Source organism: Saccharothrix hoggarensis (assembly GCF_052936025.1).
Map to the genome: position 1 here is coordinate 3,419,541 of NZ_CP193624.1, position 24,411 is coordinate 3,443,951.

A 24,411-nucleotide genomic window follows, 5' to 3' on the forward strand; every position below is an offset into this window, starting at 1 on the left:
CTCAGGCTGCGGTCGGACGACCACAAACCACTCCATCGCACCGAGTTTCCGGGTGTTACCGGAATTTGTCAGCAGCGGCCCTCCTCGCCGCGGTCATGGCGTCGCTCCCGCCGTGCGCGGTCTCCTGGACGAGGACGAGCTCGGCGTCCGGCCAGGCGTGGGCGAGTTCGAACGGCGTGCCGATCAGGTTGCCCAGATCGAGCGCCCCTTGAACGATCACGCCGGGGATGCCCGCGAGCTTCCACGCCTCCTCCAGCACGATCCCCTCCGGCAGCCACGACCCGTGCGCCCAGTAGTGGGTGACGAGCCGGGCGAACGCGAGCCCGGCCTCCGGCCGGTCGAAGCGGAACGCGCCGGTGGTCAGCGGCTGCAGGGCGTCCTCCCACGCGCACCACTCGGCGGCCGCCCGCAGGTGCACCGCCGGGTCGGGGGACAGCAGCAGGTCGAGGTACCCGGCGGCGGGGTCGCCGGACGGCGCCAGTTCGCGGAACCGGGCGTACGCCTCCGGGAACATCGGGGCCAACCCGGTGGTCAGCAGGTCGGTCTCGGTCCGCCGCCCCGTCGCCACGCCCGCGTGCACCATCTCCGACACGCGGTGCGGGAACCGCTCGGCGTACACGAGGCCGAGCACCGACCCCCACGACGCGGCGAACACCAGCCACCGGTCGATGCCCAGGAACTCCCGCAGCCGTTCCAGGTCGTCGACGAGGTGGTCGGTGGTGTTGGTCGACAGGTCGACCGCGGGCGCGCCGGCGTGGGGCGTGCTGCGGCCGCACCCGCGCTGGTCGAACAGCACCACCCGGTACGCCTCCGGGTCGAAGTACCGGCGGACCCGCGGCGTGCAGCCGGACCCCGGCCCGCCGTGCAGCACCACGGCGGGCTTGCCGTCCGGGTTGCCGCAGACCTCCCAGTACAGGAGGTGCCCGTCGCCGACGTCCAGCATGCCGTGGTCGTACGGCTCGATCTCCGGGTACAGCAGCACGATCTACCCCCTCGGTGAGATACAACAGTGCTGTTATATTAGCGCTGCAGCAGCTCCGGCGTCACCGGGGGGAACATCGACCGCACGTCCGTGCCGCCCATCCACAGGCCGATGGCGAACACCGTCGCCGCCTCCAGCAGCTCGGCCCGCGCCAGCGGCCCGGCGTCCACGGGCGCGCACCCGATCGACCGCACCAGCGCCCGCACGACGTCCAGCGCCGCCGGGGAGTCGCCGCACAGCGGCACCCCGAGCGGACGGCCCTCGAACGTCAGCGACGGCAGCCGCCACACGTCCACGTGGCACAGGTTGAACGCCTTCACCACGTGCGCGCCCGACGCCTCGGCGAGCCGTGCGGCGGCCCGCGGCTCGTCCAGCACGAACCGGCCGGGCGCCACCGAGTTCGTGCAGTCGATCACCACCCGGCCCGGCGCGGACCCGACCGCGTCCACCGCGGCGTCCGCCGGCACGGCCGCGAGCACCGCGTCGCCAAACTCCACGGCGTCCGCGGGCGACCCGGCCGCCGCCCCGATCCGCGCCGCCAACTCGCGGGACCGCGCGGGCGACCGCCCGCCGACCAGCACCTCGTGCCCCGCGGCGACCCACCGGCCGCCCAGCGCGTCCGCCATGCCGCCCGTGCCCAGCACGCCGATCCGCATCCGTTCCTCCTGGTCGTGTCGTCGGATGATTGGCTGGTGGCGACGCTAGAGAGCCGGACGGTCACCGAACGGTGCCCGCGACAGGGGAGCCGCCCGTGACCTTCCTCGCCGACTGCCGGGCGCGGCAGGCGTTCGACCTGCTCGCGAACACGTGGAACCCGGTCGTCCTGCACGCCCTCCGGCACGGCCCCCGCCGCCCGGCCGAGCTGCGCCGCGCCATCGGGGGCATCCGGCCCAAGGTGCTGACGGAGACCGTGCGGCGGCTGGAGGGTGTGGGCCTGGTGACGCGGACCGCCCTGCGCGACCGGGTCGAGTACGGGTTGACGGACCTCGGTCGCAGCCTGCTCGGGCCGATCGACGTGCTCGGCCGGTGGGCGCACGAGCACGGTGACGAGGTTCGGCTCCCCGATCCCGCGTGACCGGTTCTCCGATCCTGCGCCGACGGCCGCACCGCTTGACGAACGAACCGAAACGCCGTTTTATAACAGTGTTTCACCGGTTCGTCCGCAGTGTGGCCAGGAGGCGTGTTGTGAAAGCCGGATTCCAGACCCTCGACCGCGAGGCCGTCGTCGACCGGCTGGACGTCCGCGGCCGGCTGCCGTCGTGGCTGTCGGGCACGCTCGTCCGCAACGGTCCCGCCCGGTTCGAGGCCGACGGCCGCTCGTTCCGCCACTGGTTCGACGGCCAGGCCATGCTGCACCGCTTCGGGTTCGCCGACGGCGTCGTCTCCTACCGCAACCGGTTCCTGGAGACGCCGAGCCTCCACGCGGTGCGCGACGACGGCCGCATCGCCTACGCCGAGTTCGCCACCGACCCGTGCCGCTCGATCTTCGCCCGCTTCTTCACCCGCCCCCGGATCACGCCCAACGCCAACGTCAACGTGGTCTCCGACGGCGAGCGGGACTGGGCGCTCACCGAGACGCCGATCGCGGTCGAGTTCGACCCGGACACCCTCGCCACCGTCGGCCTCTCCGACCACCGCGACGCGATCAAGGGCGAGGTCACCACCGCGCACCCGCACCAGGCGCCGCTCACCGGCGACCTCGTCAACTACGTGCTGAAGTTCGGCCGGCGCAGCGTCTACCAGGTGTACCGGCAACGCGGCCGGACCCGGGAGCTGCTGGCGAGCCTGCCCGCCGAACGCCCCGGCTACCTGCACAGCTTCGCCATCACCGAGCGGCACGTGGTGCTGGCGATCTTCCCGCTCGTGGTGAACCCGCTGTCGTTCCTGCTGCGCGGCAAGCCGTTCATCGAGAACTACCGGTGGCGGCCCGAGCTGGGCACCCGGTTCGTCGTGATCGACCAAACGGACGGCTCGGTCGTGGCCGACCGGCGCACCGACGCGTTCTTCGCGTTCCACCACATCAACGCCTACGACACCGAGGACGCGGTCGTCGTCGACGTCAGCGCCTACCCCGACGCCGAGGTGGTCGACGCCCTCTACCTCGACCGGGCCCGGGACGGCGTCGAGCTGCCCCTGCCGTTCCCCACCCGCTACGAGGTCGACCTGGCCGGCGACGGGCCCGTCCGGTCACGGCGGCTCGCCGACGACGCGCTGGAGCTGCCCCGCATCTCCTACAGCGCGCACAACGGCCGTGACTACCGCTACGCGTACGGCGTCGGCGCGCACGGCAACCTCGGCCACGACTTCTTCAACCAGCTCGTGAAGCTCGACGTCCGGACCGGTCGGACCACCCGGTGGCACGAGCCGGGCCGCTACCCGGGCGAGCCGGTGTTCGTGCCCGCGCCGGACGCGCGCGCCGAGGACGACGGCGTGGCGCTGTCCGTGGTGCTCGACGCCGACGCCGGGCGGTCGGCGCTGCTGGTGCTGGACGCCGCCACCTTCGCGGAGGTGGCGCGGGCCGAGGTGCCGCACGCCATACCGTTCGGATTTCATGGCCGGTTCACCTCCGCGTCTCATTAGGGGGTCCTGCCGAAAAAAGTTCCACGTTCTTGTATCCGGGCGCGCGCGGGTCGGCTCTGTAGGGAGAATCAAGTCATTCTCCAGGCCACCTGGGAGGCAACTCGTGCGACCACGAGTCGCTGTCGTCGGCGCCGGTGTCGCGGGGATCTCGGCCGCGTACCACTTGCGCCACGAGGCGGACGTCACACTGTTCGAGGCCGACTCACGGGCCGGCGGCCACGCGCACACCGTCGAAGTGGAGGACGCCGGGCGCACGCTCGGCCTGGACACCGCGTTCATCGTCTTCAACGAACCGCACTACCCGCGGCTGACGCAATTCTTCGCCGACCTCGGCGTGGCCACCCAGCCCCACCCGGGGAAGTTCAGCTTCTTCGACCTGGACCAGGCCACCGCGTACGTGTCGGACGATTTCGACCTCCCCGAGGAGGAGGTCGTCGCGAAGTACCCGCCGGAATTCGCGCACCTGTGGTGGGAGGCGTCCCGGTTCCTCCGGGAGTCGCCCAAGGACTTCGTCCGCAAGCGCGCCGACGTGCCGCTGGGGGAGTACCTGGAGCGCAACGGCTACAGCGACGCGTTCCGCCGCGGGTTCATCGTGCTGATCGCCACCGCCGCCTGGTCGGTGCCCGCGGACCGCATCTGGGAGATGCCCGCCAGCACCATCATCGCGTTCTTCTTCGCCCACGGCGGCGAAGGGCTCGGCGGCCGCACGGTGCCGTGGCGCACGGTCACCGGCGGCAGCGTCAGCTACGTCCGCGCCGCCCTCCGCGAGATCGAAACCGCTGGTCACAGCATTCAGCTCGGCACGCCGGTGGGTCAGGTCCGGGAGACGGCGGACGGCGTCGAGGTGCGCACCGAGACCGGCACGGCGACGTTCGACCAGGTCGTGCTCGCCACCCACGCCGACGACTCGCTGCGGATGCTGGACCACCCCACGCCGCGCCAGCGGATGCTCGAGGTCATCGCCTACAGCCCCACCCGCGCCACGCTGCACACCGACGTGGCGGTCCAGCCGACGCCGCGCGGGACGTGGCGCAGCTGGAACTACGGCCGCTCCGGCGAGGCCACCTGGGTGAACTACTACCTGAACGACCTCCAGGAGTTCACCGCCGAATCCGACTACTTCCTCACGTTGGACTCCGGCGTCCCGATCGACCCCGCGAAAATCGTCGCCGACCTGTCCTACCGGCACCCCGTCTTCACCATCGAGGCCCGCCGCCTGCAATCGGAGATCTACTCCCTGAACGACGGGTCGAGCCGGATCAAGTTCGCTGGCTCCTACTTCCACTCCCGCAAGATGGGGCCGGACATCCTCGGCATGCACGAATCGGCGTTCGACTCCGGCTCGGCCGCCGCCGAATCCGTTCTCGAAACCGCACAACGGCATTGAGCACAAGGGGAGCCCGCATGTCCGCACTGACCGTGGAGAGCGTGCAGGAATGGCTGGTCGAGAAAATCGCGACCAGGCTCGGGGTGGCCGCCGACCAGGTCGCCACCGACCAGTACTTCGACGAATTCGACCTCGATTCCACCGAGGCGCTGGTCCTCTCGGGTGAACTGGAGAACTGGCTCGGGTTCGAATTGGAGACCACCGCGCTGTGGTACCACCCGACGATCGCCGACCTGGCCCGCTACATCGTGCAGGAGCGAGCCGGTGACAGTGCGTCGGTCTGACCGCCGACCCGCCCTCGTCCGCGAGTTCCCGCCCGCGCCGGAGGACGCGCACCCCGTGGTGCTCGTGCACCCCGGCGCGGTGCCCGCGGCCGACTACGCGGCGCTGGCCGACGTGCTGCGGCCGACGGCGGCGCTCGTCGTGGTCGACCTCGAGCAGGTGCCGGAGTACTTCGAGGCCGCCCTCACCGGCGGCCCGCCCGCCACGTCGATCGACGCGCTGGCCGACCGGGTGGTGGCGCTGCTGCGCGACCGCGGGCTGCCCGACCGGTGGACGCTCGCCGGCTGGTCGTTCGGCGGGGTCGTGGCGCACGCGGCGGCGTCCCGGCTGACCGCCGCGGAACGCCCGCAGCGGTTGGTGCTGCTGGACAGCATCGCGCCCGTGCCGGAGTACACGGCCGCCGACGACGAGCTGTCCGCCGACCTCGTGCTCGGCTGGTTCGCCATGTACCTGGCGGCCAAGCGGGGCACCCCGGTCGACGCGCCGCCCGCCGGCGTCGGCCTCGACGCGGGGCTCGACCACGTGCTGGCCGCCGCGCTGCGCACCGGCGCCCTCCGGGAGGGCACCACCGCGCCCGGGCTGCGCAAGGTGTTCCGCGCCTACGCCGACGGCCTGCGCCGCAACAACGCGCTGGCCCGCGCGCACACCGCCGTGCCGGTCGACGTGCCGGTGGTCCTGGTGCGCCCGGACCGCGGCCTGCTCGACACGGCGGACCCGCTCGGCTGGGACACGCTGACGCCCTTGCTCGCCACCGCCCGGTGCCCCGGGGACCACTACTCGATGCTGCGCCACCCGGAGGCGCTGGCCGTGCTCGCGGACCTCACCAGCCCGCTGGCCCGCTGACCCGCCCGAACCACCTGAACCGAACGGACCTCCGACCCCGAACCGGACTGCCCGACCCGAACGGACTGCCCGACCCGAACCGGACTGCCCGACCCACCGCCGACCCTGCCGCCATGGAGACCCCCGCCATGAACCAGCCCGCCCACCGCCTCGGCGACACGCCGATCGCCGTTGTGGGTCTCGGCGCGCTCTACCCGCGCTCCGGGGACCTGCGTGAGTTCTGGGGCAACGTCGTGGACGCCCAGGACCTGATCGAGGACGTCCCCGAGACCCACTGGAAGATCGAGGACTACTACGACCCCGACCCCAGCGCGCCGGACAAGACCTACGCCAAGCGCGGCGGTTTCATCCCGACCGTGCAGTTCGACCCGCTGGAGTTCGGCCTGCCGCCGACCTCGCTGGAGGTCACCGACGTCCTGCAGCTCCTCAGCCTGGTGGTGGCCAAGCAGACCCTCGCCGACGTCAACGGCGGCTACGACCCGTCCCGCACCGGCGTGGTGCTCGGCATCACCGGCGCGAACTCGCTGACCCAGCCGCTGGCGACCCGGTTGCAGACGCCCGTGCTGAAGGAGGTCGTGCGCAGCGTCGGGCTGTCCGAGACGGACGCCGAGGAGATCGCGGCGAAGTTCGTGAAGGCGTTCGCGCCGTGGGAGGAGAACTCGTTCCCCGGCATGCTCGGCAACGTCGTCGCCGGACGCATCGCCAACCGGTTCGACTTCGGCGGCACGAACTGCACGGTGGACGCGGCGTGCGCGTCGTCCCTGGCCGCGCTGCACATGGCCGCGGCCGAGCTGGTCTCCGGCCGCGCCGACGTGATGATCACGGGCGGGTGCGACGCCGAGAACACCATCCTGATGTACCTGTGCTTCAGCAAGACGCCCGCGCTGTCGAAGAGCGGCGTGATCCGGCCGTTCGACGAGGCCTCGGACGGCACGCTGATCGGCGAGGGCATCGGCATGCTCGCGCTGAAGCGGCTGGCGGACGCCGAGCGCGACGGCGACCGGATCTACTCGGTGCTGCGCGGCATCGGGTCGTCCAGCGACGGCCGGTACAAGAGCATTTACGCGCCCCGCCGCGAGGGCCAGGTCGTGGCGCTGCACCGCGCGTACGTCGACGCGGGCGTCGGCCCGGAGTCCGTCGGGCTGGTGGAGTGCCACGGCACCGGCACGTCGCTGGGCGACCTGACCGAGCTGACCGCGCTGCGGGACGTGTACGCGGGCGCGTCGGACGAGAAGCAGTTCGCCGCCGTGGGCAGCGTGAAGTCCCAGATCGGCCACACCAAGGCGGCGGCGGGCGCGGCGGCGCTGATCAAGGTGTCGATGGCGCTGCACGAGAAGGTGCTGCCGCCGACCATCAACGTCACCAAGCCCCGCGAGGCGGTGGACTTCCCCAACTCGCCGTTCTACGTCAACACCCGGTCCGTGCCGTGGCTCGTGGAGCCGCGCCGGCCGACGCGGCGCGCGGCCGTGTCGTCGTTCGGGTTCGGCGGCACGAACTTCCACTGCGTGCTGGAGGAGTACCCGGCCGAGGACGTGCGGGTAACCCACCGGACCAACCGGGTGCACGTCTGGCACGCGCCCGACGTGGCGTCCCTGCTCGACGTGGTCGAGGCATCGCCCGGCGGGGTGGCGGACGAGGTCCCCGCCGGTCACGCGCGGCTGGCCGTGGTGTCCCGTGACGACGACGAGCTCGCCGTGCTGCGGGCCGACGCCGTGCGGCGGCTGCGGGAGAACGGCGACGTCGAGGCGTTCGAGCTGCCCGGCGGCGCGTACTACCGGCGTTCCGCCGCGGTGACCGGCCGGGTGGCGGCGCTGTTCGCCGGGCAGGGCAGCCAGTACGTCGGCATGGGCGCCTCGGCGGCGATGGCGCTGCCGCCGCTGCGGGAGTCGCTGGACGCGGCGAGCCTGCTGTCCGACCCCGCCGAACCGCTGAGCCGGGTCGTGTACCCGCCGCCCGCGTTCGACAAGGAGACGTCGCGGGCGCAGGAAGAGGCGTTGCGGCGCACCGACTACGCGCAGCCCGCGATCGGCGCGCTGTCCGCCGGGCAGTTCCGGTACCTGAGCGCGCTGGGCTTCCGCGCCGAGGGCATGCTCGGGCACAGCTTCGGCGAGCTGACCGCGTTGTGGGCGGCCGGGTCGCTGACCGAGGAGGAGTTCCACCGGCTGGCCGCCGCCCGCGGCAAGGCGATGGCGCTGGCGCCCGAGTCGGGCGACCGCGGCTCGATGGCCGCCGTCCGGTCCGACGTGGACGCGTTGGCCGAGCTGCTGCCGCAGCACCCGGACGTGCTGGTGTGCAACCTGAACGGGCCGCACCAGACCGTGGTCGGCGGTGGCACGGCGGCCGTCGAGGCGTTCGTCGCGGCGGCGCGCGCGTCCGGTCTGGACGCCCAGGTGCTGCCGGTGGCCGCCGCGTTCCACACGCCGTACGTCGCGCACGCCGTGGACGCGTTCCGCGAGGCGGTGTCGGCGGTGGAGGTGCGCGAACCGGTCGCCGAGGTGTACGCGAACACGTCGGGCGCCGCCTACGGCGCGGACGTCGCGCACAACCGGGACGTCCTGGTCGACCAGCTCGGCAAGCCGGTGGCGTTCGCCGAGCGGGTGCGGCAGATGTACGACGCGGGGTACCGGGTGTTCGTCGAGTTCGGGCCCAAGACCGTGCTGGCGGGCCTGGTCCGCCGCATCCTCGGCGACGACCCCGACGTGGTCGTGCTGTCCGCCGACGCGGGACCGGCGAAGGACTCCGACCGGTCGATCAAGCGGCTGGCGGCGCGGCTCACCGTGCTGGGCCTGCCCCTGACCACCCCAGACCGCTTCACCGCCCCCGTGGCGGAAGCGGCGCAGACCAAGGGAATGAGGGTTGCGTTGACCGGTGTGAACCACGTCCCGGCCCACCGCCGCCGGGAGTACCAGGACGCCCTCGAGAACGGTTACCGCATCCCCACCGCGCCCGCGAACGGCGGCGCGCCCGCGACGAACGGTGGTGCCGAGGTGAACGGTTCACCCGCGACCAACGGCGTGAGCGTGAACGGCGCTCACGCGACCAACGGGACGACCGCCGTCAACGGCGACTCGTCCGGCAACGGCGTGCACGCCGGCAACGGACACGCGAACGGACACGCGAACGGCAACGGCAACGGCAACGCCGTGAACGGCAACGGGCACGCCGCGGCCCCGGAGGTCCCGGTGCGCTTCACGCCGACCGAGGCACCGGCCCCGGCGCCAGTGGCGGGCGCGGCCGGTGTCGCCTGGGAGCACCTGGCGATGCACCGCGACTACCTCGACAGCCAGTTGCGCGTGGCGGAACGGCTCAGCGGCGTGCTGGAGCACGAGACCCGCCAGGGCAGCCTGAGCGACCTCGCCGTCGCCGGCATCTCGTCGGTGACCGAGCACAGCATCGCCATCGGCCACAGCCACATGCACGCCAGCGACGTGCTGCTGAACTTCGCGCGGCTGGAGGCGGGCAACCCGGTCGCCTACGCGCCGTCCCACCGCTACACCCCGCAGTTGGCCCCGGCGCCGACGCGTTACGAGGTGCCGGCCTACTCCGCCCCGCACGCCCTGACCGCCTCGCCCGCCGCCGCGCCGACGCCCGTCCGGGCACCGGCACCGGCACCGGCACCGGTGACGGCGCCGGTCGCCGCACCGACGCCGATCCCTGCTCCGGCACCGGCGCCCACGCACGCGCCGGCACCCGCGCCGGTCCAGGCGGCCCCGCCGCCTCCGCCGCCCGCCGCCAACGGCTCGCCCACGCCGCAAGCCTCCGCACCGGCGGCCGACGTGAAGGCGGTCCTGCTGTCGGTGGTGGAGCAGAAGACCGGCTACCCGGCCGACATGCTCGACCTCGCGATGGACATCGAGGCGGACCTGGGCATCGACTCGATCAAGCGGGTCGAGATCATGGGTGAGCTGCGCGACCGGTTCCCGGACAGCGCGACGGCCGGTCCGGAGGCGTTGGGCGAGCTGCGCACGCTGGGCGACATCATCGACTTCGTCGGGGGAGCGGACGCGCCGGAGGAGGCGCCGCCGGCCCCGACACCACCGTCCACCACAGCGGAAGCCGCCACACCGCAAGCCACCGCACCTCAATCCGCCACCGCGCAAGCCGCCCCGGCGGCCGACGTGAAGTCGGTGCTGCTCGCCGTGGTGGAGCAGAAGACCGGTTACCCGGCGGACATGCTCGACCTGTCCATGGACGTCGAGGCGGACCTGGGCATCGACTCGATCAAGCGGGTCGAGATCATGGGTGAGCTGCGGGAGCGGTTCCCGGACAGCGCGACGGCCGGTCCGGAGGCGTTGGGCGAGCTGCGCACGCTGGGCGACATCATCGACTTCGTCGGCGCGGGGGCTGATCTCCCAAAAGCTGACGGCGCGCCCGGCATCGGCCGGATGCAGGCGCGCCTGACCACGCTGCCCGCCGCCGACCAGCTCCTCGACGCCTACGGCGACCGCCCGTCCGCGCTGCTCTCCGGCGCGACGGGCCCGCTGGCGGACGGTGTCGTGGCCGCGCTGCGCGCCAAGGGCTGGCAGGTCGCCCGCGACGACGTGGCCGACCCGGACCTGGTCCTGCACTTCGCCCCGGACGACCCGCGGGACTGGGCGGGCGCCACCGAGGCCCTGGCCGACGCGCTCCTGCTCGCCGGCCGCACCCAGCGGGCGCTCCAGCAGGCCGCCCACCGCAAGGGTTTCGTCACGGTCACCCGGATCGACGGCCACCTGGGCCTGCACCACCCGGACGGGCCGCGGGCCGTGCTCGGCGGGCTGTCCGGGCTGGTCAACACGCTCGCCGTGGAGGCTCCCGAGCTGTTCGCCCGCACCGTCGACCTGAGCCCTGAGCTGGACGTCGACCAGGCCGTGTCCGCGCTGCTGGCCGAGCTGACCGACGCCGATTTGGCTCTCACGCAGGTCGGCGTCGACGGGGGCGGCACGCGCCGCACCGTCACCCTGGCCGATGACGAGCCGGCGGCCACCCCGACGCCCGAGCCCGGCCCCGGCGACCTGTTCGTCGTCACGGGCGGCGCGCGCGGCGTCACGGCGGCCTGCGCGATCGGCCTCGCCCGCCGGTACCGCACGGGCCTGCTCCTCCTCGGCCGCACGGCCCTCGCCCCGGAGCCGGAGTGGCTGCGGGACGTCCCGGAGGACCGGCTGCGGGCGGAGATCGTCGCCCAGTCCCGCCGCGCCGGCGAGAAGCCGACGCCCAGGGACGTGGAGAAGACGTTCCGCGCCACGGTGGCGCAGCGGGAGGTGCGGGCGACGCTCGGCGCCATCCGCGCCACGGGCGCCGACGCCGAGTACCTGGCGGTGGACATCACCGACCGGGACGCGACCGCCGAGGCGCTGCGCCCCTACCGGGACCGCGTCACGGGCGTCGTCCACGGCGCGGGCGTGCTGGCCGACCAGCTGATCGTGGACAAGAAGGCGGCCGACATCGCGAAGGTGCTCGACACCAAGCTGCACGGCCTGCGCTCGACCCTCGACGCGGTCGGCGAGGACCGCCTGAAGCACGTCCTGCTGTTCTCGTCGGTCGCCGGCTTCTTCGGCAACCGCGGCCAGTCGGACTACGCCATGGCCAACGAGGCGCTGAACCGGATCGCCGTCGGCCTGCGCGGCAGGCTGCCGCAGAGCCGCGTGACGTCGGTGGTCTGGGGCGCGTGGGCGGGCGGCATGGTGACGCCGGAGCTGGAGCGGATGTTCACCGAACGCGGCATCACCCTCATCCCGCTGGCCACGGGCGTGGACTACTTCACCGAGCAGTTCACCGCCGCCCGCTCGGACGACGTGGTGACGCTCGTCGGCCCGGACACCCCGCTGTCGACGCGCGAGGTCCCCGCCACCACGGGCACGGTCCGGCGTTCGCTCGACCCGTTGCGGGACGACGCCGTGCTGGCCGACCACGCCATCGGCGGCGTTCCCGTGCTGCCCGCCACGGCCGCCGTCGGCGCGTTGCTGGGCCACCACCGGCGGCTGAAGGACTTCGCCGTGCTGAAGGGCGTCACGCTGGACGAAGGCCTCGACGGCCTGGACTTCGTGCCCGGCGCGGACCACGTGCTCGTGCGCGACACCGGCGGCCGTCCCCGCTACCGGGCCACGCCCGTGCCCGGAACGCCCGCGCCGGAACGCCTCTCCGGCCTCGCCACCGGGGCCGCGCGGCCGTACGACCCGTACGGCGAGGGGGTCCTGTTCCACGGCCCCCGGCTGCGGGGGATCACCGGCATCGTGTCGGAGTCGGACGCCAGGCTGGTGCTCGAAGCGCGGCTGGCGGACCACGAGCTGGGCGGCGGCGCGTACCGGGCCGGCGACTACAGCCCGGTCCTGGCCGACCTGCTGCTCCAGGCCGCCCTGGTCCGCGTGCACCGCACGCAGGGCGCGCACAGCCTGCCCACGGCGGTCGCGGCGGTCGAGGTGCACGCCCCGCTGCCCGACGGCGAGCCGTTCCTGATCGTCGTGGACGCGGAGTCCGCCACCCGGGCCACGGTCACCGCGTGCGCCGCCGACGGCCGGGTGCTGCTCCGGTTCGGGGGCGTCGACGTGGTGCCCAGCCCGGCCCTGGCGGCCAAGTTCGGACAGGCGGTGGCGCGATGAGCATCGCGATCGTGGGCCTGGCGTGCCTGCTGCCCGGCGCGCACAGCCCGGAGGAGTTCTGGGCGAACCTGCGCGCCGGCGTGGACAGCCGCACCGAGGGCGGCCGGGACGTGTTCGGCACGGACCCGGCCACCCCCGGTGGGTGGGGCGACGACCGGCACCGCATCACGGCGACGCGGGGCGGGTTCGTCACCGAGCCGGAGATCGACCTCACCGGCCTGCGGCTGCCCGCCGACGAGCTGGCCGGCCTGGGCCGGGTGGTGCGCTGGCCGGTGCACGTGATCCGGCGGGCGTTGCGCGACGCCGGCATCGCCGAGGACTCGGCGACGTTGCGGCGCACCGGCCTGGTGATGGGCAACTACTCGTTCCCCACCCCGGAGTCGGTGGAGCTGTGCGTGCCGCTGATCCGCGAGGCGGTGTCGCGGGGGCTGCGGGAGGCGGGCTTCGAGGTGTCCAACCCCGGCGACCGGCCGGAGCCGGACCCGCGGAACCTGTGGCCGTCCGGGCTGCCCGCCACCGTCGTGGCCGACGCCCTCGGCCTGGGCGGTCCGCGGCTCGCGCTGGACGCGGCCTGCTCGTCCACGTTGTACGCCATGGCGTTGGCCCGCGACTACCTGCTCACGGGCCAGGCGGACGTGGTGCTGGCGGGCGCGGTGTGCGCGCCGGACCCGCTGCTCATGCACCTGTCGTTCTCGGACCTGAACGCGTTCCCGCGCAACGGGATCAGCCAGCCGTTCCACCGCGAGACGTCCGGCATCGTGACGGGCCAGGGCGCGGGCGTGCTGGTGCTCAAGCGGCTGGCGGACGCCGAGCGCGACGGTGACCGCGTGCACGCCGTCATCGACGCCATCGGCCTGGGCAACGACGGCGCGGGCGCGCACCTGCTCAGCCCCACCGTGCCCGGCCAGGTCGAGGCGTACCGGCAGGCGTACGCGCACGTCGATCCGTCCACTGTGGACTACATCGAGTGCCACGCCACCGGCACGCCGCTGGGCGACTCGGTGGAGCTGCGCGGGCTGACCGAGTTCTTCGGCGACCGCGTGCCGCCGCTCGGGTCGGTCAAGGGCAACGTCGGCCACCTGCTCACCGTCGCCGGGTTCACCAGCGTGCTGAAGGTCCTGATGGCCATGCGGCACGGCGTCGTCCCGGCCACCACGGGGATCGGCGACCCGGTGCGCCCGCGCGGCGGCGAGAGCGCGGCCGACCGGATCGTGCGGACCGAGCTGGAGCGCGAGGTCACCCGCGCGGGAGTCTCGGCGTTCGGGTTCGGCGGCACCAACGCGCACGTCGTGCTGCGCAAGCACGCGGCGCCCGGCGAGGACGCCGTGCCGAGCGGGGACGCCGTGCTCGGCAAGGAGTCCGTGTCGAGCGGGGACATCGTGCCCGCCGAGCACCCGGCCGACCGCCCCGACGCGGCGGAACCGCCCGCGATCGCCATCACCGGCACGGGCGTGCGGATCGGCCCCGTGCGGGACGTGGCCGAGCTGGGCCGGGTGGTCCGCGCCGGCCGCCCCGCCCTCGTGGACCGGCCCGAGGACCGCTGGTACGGGCTGGACCCGCGCGTCGAGGCCCCGGAGCGGGCCGGGTACGCCGAGGACGTCGAGGTCGACGTGCGGACGTACCGCATCCCGCCCGCCGAGCTGGGTGACGCGAACCCGCAGCACCTGCTGCTGTTCGAGGCCGCCGAGCAGGCGCTCACCGAGGCCGGCTACCCGGCGCCCGACCCCGGCACGAGGGCCGAGCAGCTGCCGCCGCGCCGGGTGGCCGTGGTCGTCGCGATGGAGATGGAACCGCGGTCGCACAGCCACCGCGCCCGGTTCGACATCGGCGCGCACCTGCACGCCCACACCGACCACTCGGACGCGCTGGAAGCCGCCGTGCGGGACGCGGTGCACGACCCGATCGGCGCGAACGAGGTGCTGAGCTTCATCGGCAACGTGATGGCGAGCCGCATCTCGTCGTCCCGCAACCTCACCGGCCCGTCGTTCACCGTGTCCACCGACGCCACCGGCGGCGCCCGCGCGCTGGAGGTGGCGCGGCTCCTGCTGCTCGACCCGACCATCGAGGCCGTGCTGGTCGGCGGGGTGGAACTCGCCGCGGGCGCGGAGAACACGCTCGCCTCGGCCCGGCTGGACGGCGGGCGGGCCGCCCTGCTCGGCGACGGCGCGGCGGCCGTCGTGCTGACCCGCGCCGAGCGTGCCGACCAGGTGACGCTCGACCGGATCACGTTCGACCCGCCGGCGGCCCCGCGGCACGTCGACCACGTCCAGCTGGCCTCCCTCGACCTGCGCGACCTGCACCGCCACTACACCGGCGGCGCCGTCGCCAGCCTGGTCCCGCTGGTGGGCGACACGCGGCACGCGAGCGTCCTGACGAGCCTGGTCGCCGCCGTCGACGCCCTCCGGCACGCCGACCTGCCGCCCGCGCCGGCGGCGCTGAAGGAGCTGGCCGACGAGACGTTCGCCGGTGCGGGCTTCACCCTGCTCGACACGCCCCAGCCGTGGCTGCGGCACTCCACGGCGGACCGGCGCACGGCCGCCGTCCACGCGGGCACGGTCGGCGTCGTCGTCTCGGCGGGCGAGCCGGCGCGCGTCCCGGCGGACTGGGCCGGTGGCCCCGGCGTGCTGATCCTGCCCCTGACCGGCGACGACGGCCCGGAACTGGCCGCGCTGGCGCAGCGGGTCGCCGACGAGCTGACGTCCCGCGACGCGCTCGACGTGGTGCGGGAGCACGTGCGACGACCGCGCAGGCGCCGCACCGCCGTGCTGGTCGCGCCGGATGCCGACGCGCTGCGCCGGGAACTGGCGCTCGCCGCCCGCGACCTGGCGACGGCGACCGCCGACTGGTCCACCCCGGCGGGCAGCTTCTGCGCCGCCGCGCCGATCGGACCCGGCAAGGTCGCGTTCGTCTACCCCGGCGCGTTCACCACCTACCCCGGCGCGGGACGTGACCTGTTCCGGCTGTTCCCGGGCCTGCTCACGGACTTCGAGGCGGAGTCGGACCGGCCGCGGGAGCGGTTCAAGCACGACGCGCTGCACCCGTCCGCGCCGCTGGGCCTCGACCGCCGCGACCTGATGCGGCACGAGGCGGCGCTGGTCGAGGACATCCCCGTGATGCTCGCGGCAGGCACGAACCTCGCCGTGCTCCACACCAGGGCGATCCGGGACGTGCTGGGCGTGCGCCCCGACGGCGGATTCGGCTACAGCCTGGGGGAGAGCAGCATGCTGTTCGCCCTCGACGTGTGGTCGTCACGGGCCCGCGACGACGCGGCGCTGGCCGCGACACCGCTGTTCCAGGACCGGCTGCGCGGCCGCAAGGAACTGGTCCGCCGCACGTGGGACCTGCCCGACGAGCCCGAGGTGTGGGCGACGCGGGTGGTCCTCGCGCCCGCCGACGAGGTCCGCGCCGCGCTGGTCGACCGCGTCTACCTCACGCACGTGAACACGCCGAACGAGGTGGTGATCGCGGGCGCGCCCGACGCGGTGAAGCACGTGCTCGACACCCTCGGCCGGCCGTCCGCGAAGGCGCCCGCGAACCACGTCATGCACTGCCCCGTGGTGGACCCGGTGCTGGACGACCTGGCCGCGCTCAACGACTACCCGCTGGGCGCGCCGGCGGACGGCCTGGAACTGCTGTCCGCGTACGACTACGGCCTCGCCGAGACGGCGGACCGGTCGGAGATCGCCCGCCGGATCGCGTGGACGCTGCGCAGCACCATCGACTTCGCCCGCCTCGCCACCACCGCGCACGACCGCGGCTTCCGCTACTTCGTGGAGGTCGGCCCCGGCGCGACGTGCACCCGCTGGATCGGCGAGACGCTGGCCGACCGGCCGCACGTCGCCGTGTCGGTGGACCGGCGGGGCGCGGGCACGGCGGTCGCGTTCGCCGCCGCCATCGCCCGGCTGGTGAGCCACGGCGTGGACGTGCGGCTGGACGTGCTGTTCGGCGACCCGGTCGAGCGGCCGGAGCGGTTCCGGCACCGGGTCGCGGTGGGCGGCGAGTCGGTGGTCCGGCGCACGGCCCGCGCGGCGGCGCCACTGGTCGCGGTCAAGACCGTGGTGCGCAAGGAGGACACCGAAGTGATCACCGTCCACGGGGAGCCGTTCGTGTACCTGCCGATGCCCCTGCCGGCACGTCCGGTCGAGTTCGAGGGCGCGCCCCCGCCCGCCCTGTCCGCCTCCGTGTCCGCGGCCGCGCCGACGGCGTTGTCCCCGTTGCGCGCGTTGGGCAGCACCGTGGCGCAGGCCCACCGGCACGCCCTGCGCCTCCACGACGCCCTGCTGGACCAGGCGTTGCGGGCGCTGGAGGCCGGCGGTCCGCCCCCGCCCCCGGTCCACGCGGACCTGCCGACCGGACCCGGCGAGCCCGTCGAGCCCGCCGAGCCCGCGAAGGACCCGAACGTGGTCTGGGACGAGGCCGAACTGTTGGAGTTCGCCCGGGGGAGCGTGGCCAAGGTCTTCGGCCCGGACTTCGCGGTCGTGGACACCTACCCGGTCCGCGTCCGCCTGCCCGAGCCGCCGTACCTGTTCGTCAGCCGCGTCACGGACCTGAAGGCCACCACCGGCCACTTCGAGCCCAGCTCGATCACGACCGAGTACGACATCCCCCACGACGCCTGGTACCTGGTGGACGGCCTGGCGCCGTGCGCGGTCACCATCGAGGCCGGCCAGGCCGACCTGCTGCTGGTCGCCTACCTGGGCATCGACTTCCGCAACCAGGGCAACCGCGCCTACCGGCTGCTGGACTCGAAGCTCGTCTTCCACGGCGGCCTGCCGCGCGCGGGCCAGCGGCTGCGCTACGAGATCAAGATCGACCGGTTCGTCTGGAACGGCGACACGCTGCTGTTCTTCTTCAACTACAAGTGCTACGCGGACGACGTGCTCATCCTGGAGTTGCTCGACGCGTGCGCCGGGTTCTTCAGCCCCGCCGAGCTGGACGACTCGCTGGGCGTCGTCGTCACCGAGTCCGACCGCCGCCGGCGGGCCGCGATGACGAAGACCTGGTTCACCCCGCTGGAGCGCACCGACCGCACGTCCCTCACCCGGCACGACCTCGAACTGCTCGCCGCCGGACGTCCCGGTGACGTGTTCGGCAAGGCGTGGGACCAGACGGCGGACGGCAGCAACCCGTCCATCCGGCTGCCCGGCGACATGCTGCGCATGATCGACGAGGTCACCTCCATCGACCGGCTCGGCGGCCCCCGCGGGCTCGGCGAGCTGACCGCCGTCAAGCACCTGGAGCCCGACGCCTGGTACTTCCGCAGCCACTTCACCGGCGACCCGGTGCTGGCGGGCTCGCTCGTCGCCGAGGGCGGCGTGCAGCTGCTCCAGGTCTACGCCATGTACCTGGGCCTGCACCTCGTGCTGCCGGACGCGGAGTTCCAGTCCGTGCCCGGCCTGCACACCGAGGTGAAGGTGCGCGGCCAGATCACGCCGAAGACCCCGAACATCCGCTACCACGTGGAGGTCACCGAGGTCACCATGCTGCCGCGGCCCACCGTGATCGCGGACATCGTGGTGTACGACGGGGACAAGCCGATCATCTCCATGCGCGACTTCGGCATGCAGGTCCGCGAGAAGCCGGGCACGCCCTACCGGCCCGGTCCGGGCGGCATCCCGCCGTTCCTGGGCCGCCGCAACCACCAGGGCGAGGTCGCGTTCATCAACGAGCTGCACCTGGCGCACGCCGCCAAGGGCGACCTGGCCACGGCGATGGGCCCGGAGTTCGAGATCTACGCGAACCGCCGGGCGCCGTACATCCCGAACGGCGACTTCCGGTTCGTCGACCGGATCATGCGGCTCGACGGCACGCGTGGCGTCCTCAAGCCCGGCGCGCGCATGGAGACCGAGTACGACGCGCCACCGGAGGCCTGGTACTTCCACGAGAACTCCACCCCGCAGCCCGTCAACGCGATCCTGATGGAGTCCTCGCTGCAGGCCGCGATCCTCCTCGGCTACTACCTGGGCGCGACGCTCGCCAGCCCCGACGAGGAGCTGAGCATCCGCAACCTCGACGGCCGCGCCACCTACGTCAAGGACGTCGACCTGCGCGGCCGGACGATCCGGCACCGCTCGGAGATGCTGTCCAGCCGGGCCGTGCCGGGCGCGACGCTCCAGAGCTTCCGCTACGAGTTGTCCGCCGACGGCGAGGTGTTCTACGTCGGCGAGTCCCTGTTCGGGTACTTCAGCGAGCAGGCGCTGGCCAACCAGGTCGGCCTCGACGCGGGCAGGCGCACGCCGACGTGGCTGGACGAGCACCCCGCCGACCACCGCACGCTCGCGGTCCGGTCCGACGACCGGTGGTTCCGGGGCTCGCTGCGCCTGGCCGACGGCCACGTCCGGCTCGTCGACGAGGTCGGCCTCGTCCCGGACGGCGGCGCGCACGGCAAGGGCTACGTGCGCGGCGTGCGGCGCATCGACCACGACGACTGGTACTTCTCCTGCCACTTCCACCGCGACCCGGTCATGCCCGGCTCGCTCGGCGTGGAGTCGGTGATCCAGGCGTTGCAGGTGTTCGCCATCGAGGCCGGGCTCGGCGACCGGTTCACCCGACCGGTGTTCCGGCTGCCCGTGGACGTGCCGATGGGCTGGAAGTACCGCGGCCAGGTGTTGCGCACCGACGCGGAGATGACGTTCGAGCTGCACGTCAAGGAGGTCCGCGCGGAGGACGGCCGGACGGTCGTCGTCGCCGACTCGTCGGTCTGGCGGCACACCGGCGACGACGACGGGGGCCCCGGCCTGCGGATCTACGAACTGACCGACGTCTCGGTCCAGATCCAGGAGGACGCGCGATGACCGCCACCATCGGCGCCACGACAGTGGTGCGCACGGACCCGGAAGGCGTCTACGAGACGCTGACCAGGCTGCACGAGCCCTGTTACGTGGTCCGCACGGACCACGGCGTGGGCGTCACCACCGCCCGCCCGGCGGACGACTCGTCCGTGGTCGCCGCCGTCGGACCGCTGCCGCCCGAGCAGCTGGGCTCGCCGGAGTTCCGCGCCCACCACGGCGTGCGGTACGCGTACGTGGCGGGCGCGATGGCGGGCGGCATCGCGTCGGAGGACCTGGTGATCGCCCTGGCCAGGGCGGGGTACCTGGCGTCGTTCGGCGCGGCCGGGCTGCTGCCGGACCGGGTGGAGGCGGCGCTGCGCCGGTTCGCCGCGGAGATCCCCGGCCTGCCGTTCGCGGCGAACCTGATCCACAGCCCCAGCGAGGAGGAGTTGGAGCGCCGCGCCGTCGAGCTGTACCTGCGGCACGGCGTGCGGTGCGTCGAGGCGTCGGCGTTCATGGACCTCACCCCGCACGTGGTGCGCTACCGGCTGGCCGGCCTGAAGCGCGGCCCGCACGGCGTCGTCGCCGAGAACCGGCTGATCGCCAAGGTGTCGCGGGTCGAGGTGGCGGACCGGTTCCTGAGGCCCGCGCCGCCCGCGACCGTGTCCCGGCTCCTCGCCGACGGGTTGATTACCGCCGAGCAGGCCGAGCTGGCGGCCCACGTGCCGCTGGCCGACGACATCACCGCCGAGGCGGACTCCGGCGGGCACACGGACCGCCGCCCGCTGACCGTGCTGTTCCCGTCGATCCTGCGGCAGCGCGACCTGGTGCGCCGGGAACTGGGCTACACCGTCCGGGTCGGCGCGGCGGGCGGCATCGGCACCCCGCACGCCGCCGCGGCCGCGTTCGCGATGGGCGCGGACTACGTGGTCACCGGGTCGGTGAACCAGGCGTGCCTGGAGTCCGGCACGTCGGACGCGACGCGCAAGCTGCTCGCGTCCGCGGGCGCGGCGGACGTCGAGATGGCGCCCGCGGCGGACATGTTCGAGCTGGGTGTCGAGCTGCAGGTGCTCAAGAAGGGCACGCTGTTCCCGATGCGCGCCAAGCGCCTCTACGAGCTGTACCGCACCTACGACGGCCTGGAGGCGTTGCCGCCGGCCGAGCGGGACCGGCTGGAGCGGCAGGTCCTCCGCCGCCCCGTGGACGACGTGTGGCAGGACGTCGTGGAGTACTTCACCCGCCGCGACCCCGATCAGCTGCGCCGTGCCGCCGACGACCCGAAGCGCCGCATGGCGCTGGTGTTCCGCTGGTACCTCGGCATGGCGTCGCGCTGGGCCGTGGTCGGTGACGCCGACCGCACCGCCGACTTCCAGGTGTGGTGCGGCCCGGCGATGGGCGCGTTCAACGAGTGGGTGCGCGGCTCGTACCTGGCCGCGCCCGCGAACCGGCGCGTCGCCGACGTGGCCGGGCACCTGCTCACCGGCGCCGCGTTCACCACCCGCGTGCGGCAGCTGGCCGTCAACGGCGTGCGGCTGCCCGCCCTGTGCGGCGACTACCGGCCCGTGCCGAAGGTGGCGTCGTGACGACGACCCTCGCGCACCCCGCCGTCGAGCTGGACCGGCGGCTCGGCGACCCCCGCGACGCGGACAACCCGCACGGGTTCGCCGCCGCCGTCACCCGGGACGCCACCGCCGGCCGGCCCGACCTCGCCCCGCTCCGGGACGCCCTGGCGCTGTCGTTCGTGCCGCCCGAGCACGGCGGCACGCTGTCCACGATGGACGCCACGCTGGCGCTGGTGCGGGTGGCCGCCCGCCGCGACCTCACCGTCATGCCGCACGCGATGATGAGCATCACGGCCGCGACCTGCGTGCTCCTCGCCGGCGACGACGAGCAGCGCCGCCACGTCGTCGACCTCCTCCGCGCCGGCCACCCGATCGGGTTCGCGCTGTCCGAGCCGGACCACGGCAGCGACCTCCTCGCCAACGGCTGCCGGCTGGAGCCGGCGCCGGACGGCTGGCTCGTCACCGGCGACAAGTGGATGGTCGGCCTCGGCGAGCGGGCCAGGGCCCTGGTGCTGATCGGTCGCAGCGGCGGTCGCGGCCCGGCCGCGTTCACCGCCGCCCTGGTGGACGAGGCCGCCGTCGACAAGGCCCGAGGCCCGAACATCCCGACCGCCGGCATGCGCGGCGTCGACTTCACCCGCTTCCGGTTCGACCGGGTGCCGCTGCCCGCGGCCGCGACCCTCGGCAGACCCGGCCGCGGCATGGAGATCGCCATGAAGGCGATGCAGGTCGTGCGGGCCATGAGCACGGGCGCGAACCTCGCCGCCGCCGACACCGGCCTGCGCCTCGCCCTCGACTTCGCCGAACGGCACGTCGTCGCGGGCCGGCCCGTCGTGGAGCACGAGCGCAACCGCCGCGAGCTGGGCACGGCCGCCGCCGCGCTGCTCGCCGTGGACGTCGTCGCGACCGCGTGCGCCCGCGCCCTGCACACCAACCCGGCCGGCCAGAGCCTGTGGTCCAGCGTGGCGAAGAAGGTCGCCACGGACCTCTCCGAGGAGGTCTTCGCCCGCTGCGCGGACGTGCTCGGCACCCGCAGCCTCCTGCCGGACACCCCGTTCGACGTGATGCGCCGCGACAACGCCGTGGTGCGGCACATCGACACCGGCCCCACCGCGAACCTGCGGCTCGTCGCCATGCAGCTGTCGGGCACCGCCACGGACTCCACGCCGCCGGCCGCCGCGTTCGACCTCGACGCCGACCTGCCGCCGCTGCGGCTCGACGAGCTGGAGCTGTCCACGCGGGGCCGGGACGACGTCACCCAGTCCCTGCCCTACGTGGCGGCGGCCATCCGCACCCGCGTCACCGACCGGCGCGCCCTCGTGCTGCTGGACCGGCTGGAGACCGCGCTCGCCGCCCGCCGCCACGGCGACCCGCTGGACCGCGCCGAGCGGTTCTGCTTCCTGCACGCCGCCGCGTCCTGCGCGCACCTGTGGTGGTTCAACCGGTCCCGCGCCCTGTTCGGCGCGCCACCCGGCTCGACGGGCTGGCTCACCGCCACCCTCGCCCTGCTCCTCGACCGCGCGCACCGCGTCACCGACCGGCTGCGCGTCGAAGACGCCGACCCCGCCCTCGCCGTGGTGCGCGACCTGCACGCCACCGGACGGCTGTTCGCCGCGGCTCCGCTGCCGCTCGCCGAAGGAGGCACCCCGGCATGACCGTGCGCCGGATGACCGAGCTGACCGAGGAGCTGGAGCGCTACCTCGGCGACCCCCACGACGACGCGAACCTCATGTCGTTCAAACGGGTCCTGGAACTGGACGAGCGCGAGGAGTTCCCGTTCGAGCTGGTCGGCGAGCTGCAGCGCTGGCGGGTGCACGAGTACTGCCTGCCCGAGCGCTGGGGCGGCCGGGCGGGCGACGTCGAGGTCGGGTTCAACCTCCTGCGCCTGGTCGCCCGCCGCGACCCCACGTCCGCCACCGCGCTGATGCTCACCGACCTGGCGTTCATGCCCGCGTGGATCGCGGGCACCGAGGAGCAGCGCCGCTACTTCGTGGACGCCATCAACCGCGGCACCCGCATGGCGTGGGGCCTGTCCGAGCGGCACCACGGCAGCGACGTGCTGTCCAACGAGATGCGCGCCGAGAAGGTCGACGGCGGCTACCTGCTGACGGGGGAGAAGTACCTCATCGGCAACGCCACCATCGCCGACGTCGTCTCCGTCCACGCCCGCACCGGCGCGCGCGGCGGCCCCGGCGACTGGTCCATCTTCGCCGTGGAGAAGCGCAAGGCGCCGGCGGGCGCCATCGTGGAGCTGCCCAACGAGCGGCTGCACGGCCTGCGCGCGCTCGACATGAGCGGCATCCGCCTCGACCGGCTGTTCGTGCCCGACGAGAACCGCCTCGGCGCCGAAGGCCAAGGCCTGGAGATCGCGCTGAAGAGCGCCCAGGTCGCCCGCACCACGATCAGCAGCATGGCGCTCGGCGCCGTCGACACCGCGCTGCGCGTCACCTGCGACTTCGTCGTCGGCCGCGAGATCTTCGGCCAGAAGGTCGCCGACATCCCGTACTCGCGCCGCCAGCTCGCCGAGTGCTTCGCCGACCTCGCCCTGGCCGACGCCGTCAGCACCGGCGCCGTCCGCGGCCTCCAGGGCAACCCCGCCCAGACCAGCGTGTTCTCGTCGGTCGTCAAGTACTTCGTGCCGACCCTGCTGGAACGCACGATGGCCCAGCTGTCGGTCGTCCTCGGCGCCCGCCTGTACCTGCGGTCGCACCCGCACTACGGCATCTACCAGAAGATGCTCCGCGACGTGCTGGTCGCCATCTTCGCCGACGGCAACACCGTCGTGAACCTCAAGAACATCGCCCTGCAGCTCGACGGCATCCTGCGCGCCGCGGCCGAAACCCCCGCCGACGCGCGCGGCGAGGCCGAGCAGCGCGTCGCGACCCAGTTCGACATCGACGCCGAGCTGCCCGAGTGGAAGCCCGCCGAGCAGCTGCTGTTCAGCCGCGGCGGCGACGAGACCGTGCTCGCCCTGCCCACGTCCGTCAAGGCCCTCCGCGCGTTCGCCGACAGCCACCCCGACGCGCGCCAGCGCGACTGGTTCCACCGCGGCGCGGACGTCGCCGAACTGCTCCTCGCCGAACTCGACCGGCTGCGCGCCGAACTGGCCGACCTGAAGACGACGATGGGCCGCGACCACGCGTCGTCCGCCGAGATCTTCCGCCTGGCCGAGCGGTACAGCGCCATCCACGCCGGAGCCGCCGCCGTCCACCTCGTCGTGCACTCGGGACGGGTGCTGTCCGACCCGTTCCCCGACGGCGCGGTGCTGCTGCTGAGCCTGGAACGCGCGTGGCGCCAGGTCGACCCCACCCGGCCCGTCACCGACGCGGCCGTGGTGGACCGGGTGGTCGAGGTGCTGCTCCGCCTGCACCGCGAGCACCGCCTGTTCTCGCACTGGCAGTTCCGGCTCCAGGCCTCGGGCGAGTGA

Annotated in this window: 12 protein-coding genes; 10 read left to right on the plus strand and 2 right to left on the minus strand. The window is 73.8% G+C overall.

Annotated features, from left to right (window positions below; translation table 11 throughout):
• Positions 1-55: 55 nt before the first annotated feature.
• Positions 56-979 (minus strand): prolyl aminopeptidase, encoded by a 924-nt coding sequence (gene pip / locus ACRAKH_RS15805; RefSeq protein ID WP_380730697.1) that lies wholly within the window; start codon positions 977-979, stop codon positions 56-58.
• 41 nt (positions 980-1,020) lie between these two features.
• Positions 1,021-1,638, minus strand: a complete 618-nt coding sequence (locus ACRAKH_RS15810) for an NADPH-dependent F420 reductase (protein ID WP_447009905.1) — start codon at positions 1,636-1,638, stop codon at positions 1,021-1,023.
• Positions 1,639-1,733: 95 nt separating this feature from the next.
• Here ACRAKH_RS15810 and ACRAKH_RS15815 point away from each other — a divergent pair, with 95 nt between their 5' ends.
• The 10 genes from ACRAKH_RS15815 to ACRAKH_RS15860 all read left to right on the plus strand — a co-directional run bounded on the left by ACRAKH_RS15815 (position 1,734) and on the right by ACRAKH_RS15860 (position 24,411).
• Positions 1,734-2,057, plus strand: coding sequence for a winged helix-turn-helix transcriptional regulator (locus ACRAKH_RS15815; RefSeq protein WP_380730043.1), 324 nt, complete (start codon positions 1,734-1,736; stop codon positions 2,055-2,057).
• 110 nt (positions 2,058-2,167) lie between these two features.
• Complete coding sequence (locus ACRAKH_RS15820) at positions 2,168-3,562, plus strand: carotenoid oxygenase family protein (RefSeq protein ID WP_380730045.1); 1,395 nt, start codon at positions 2,168-2,170, stop codon at positions 3,560-3,562.
• Between the two features lie 103 nt (positions 3,563-3,665).
• Positions 3,666-4,949, plus strand: coding sequence for an NAD(P)/FAD-dependent oxidoreductase (locus ACRAKH_RS15825; RefSeq protein ID WP_380730047.1), 1,284 nt, complete (start codon positions 3,666-3,668; stop codon positions 4,947-4,949).
• Between the two features lie 17 nt (positions 4,950-4,966).
• Positions 4,967-5,233 (plus strand): acyl carrier protein, encoded by a 267-nt coding sequence (locus tag ACRAKH_RS15830; protein WP_380730049.1) that lies wholly within the window; start codon positions 4,967-4,969, stop codon positions 5,231-5,233.
• Positions 5,214-6,074, plus strand: coding sequence for a thioesterase domain-containing protein (locus ACRAKH_RS15835; RefSeq protein WP_447009906.1), 861 nt, complete (start codon positions 5,214-5,216; stop codon positions 6,072-6,074). Before ACRAKH_RS15830 ends, ACRAKH_RS15835 begins: the two co-directional genes overlap by 20 nt.
• 113 nt (positions 6,075-6,187) lie before the next feature.
• The gene (locus ACRAKH_RS15840; RefSeq protein ID WP_447009907.1) at positions 6,188-12,652 is read left to right on the plus strand and encodes an SDR family NAD(P)-dependent oxidoreductase; all 6,465 of its coding nucleotides are present in this window, start codon (positions 6,188-6,190) and stop codon (positions 12,650-12,652) included.
• Complete coding sequence (locus ACRAKH_RS15845; protein WP_447009908.1) at positions 12,649-19,446, plus strand: beta-ketoacyl synthase N-terminal-like domain-containing protein; 6,798 nt, start codon at positions 12,649-12,651, stop codon at positions 19,444-19,446. Before ACRAKH_RS15840 ends, ACRAKH_RS15845 begins: the two co-directional genes overlap by 4 nt.
• On the plus strand, positions 19,443-21,005 hold the full coding sequence (locus ACRAKH_RS15850; RefSeq protein WP_380722230.1) for a PfaD family polyunsaturated fatty acid/polyketide biosynthesis protein: 1,563 nt from the start codon (positions 19,443-19,445) through the stop codon (positions 21,003-21,005). The genes ACRAKH_RS15845 and ACRAKH_RS15850 overlap by 4 nt, the downstream gene beginning before the upstream one ends.
• Entirely contained in the window at positions 21,002-22,639 is a 1,638-nt protein-coding gene (locus tag ACRAKH_RS15855) for an acyl-CoA dehydrogenase family protein (protein ID WP_380722232.1), read from the plus strand. Before ACRAKH_RS15850 ends, ACRAKH_RS15855 begins: the two co-directional genes overlap by 4 nt.
• Positions 22,636-24,411, plus strand: a complete 1,776-nt coding sequence (locus ACRAKH_RS15860) for an acyl-CoA dehydrogenase family protein (RefSeq protein ID WP_380722234.1) — start codon at positions 22,636-22,638, stop codon at positions 24,409-24,411. Before ACRAKH_RS15855 ends, ACRAKH_RS15860 begins: the two co-directional genes overlap by 4 nt.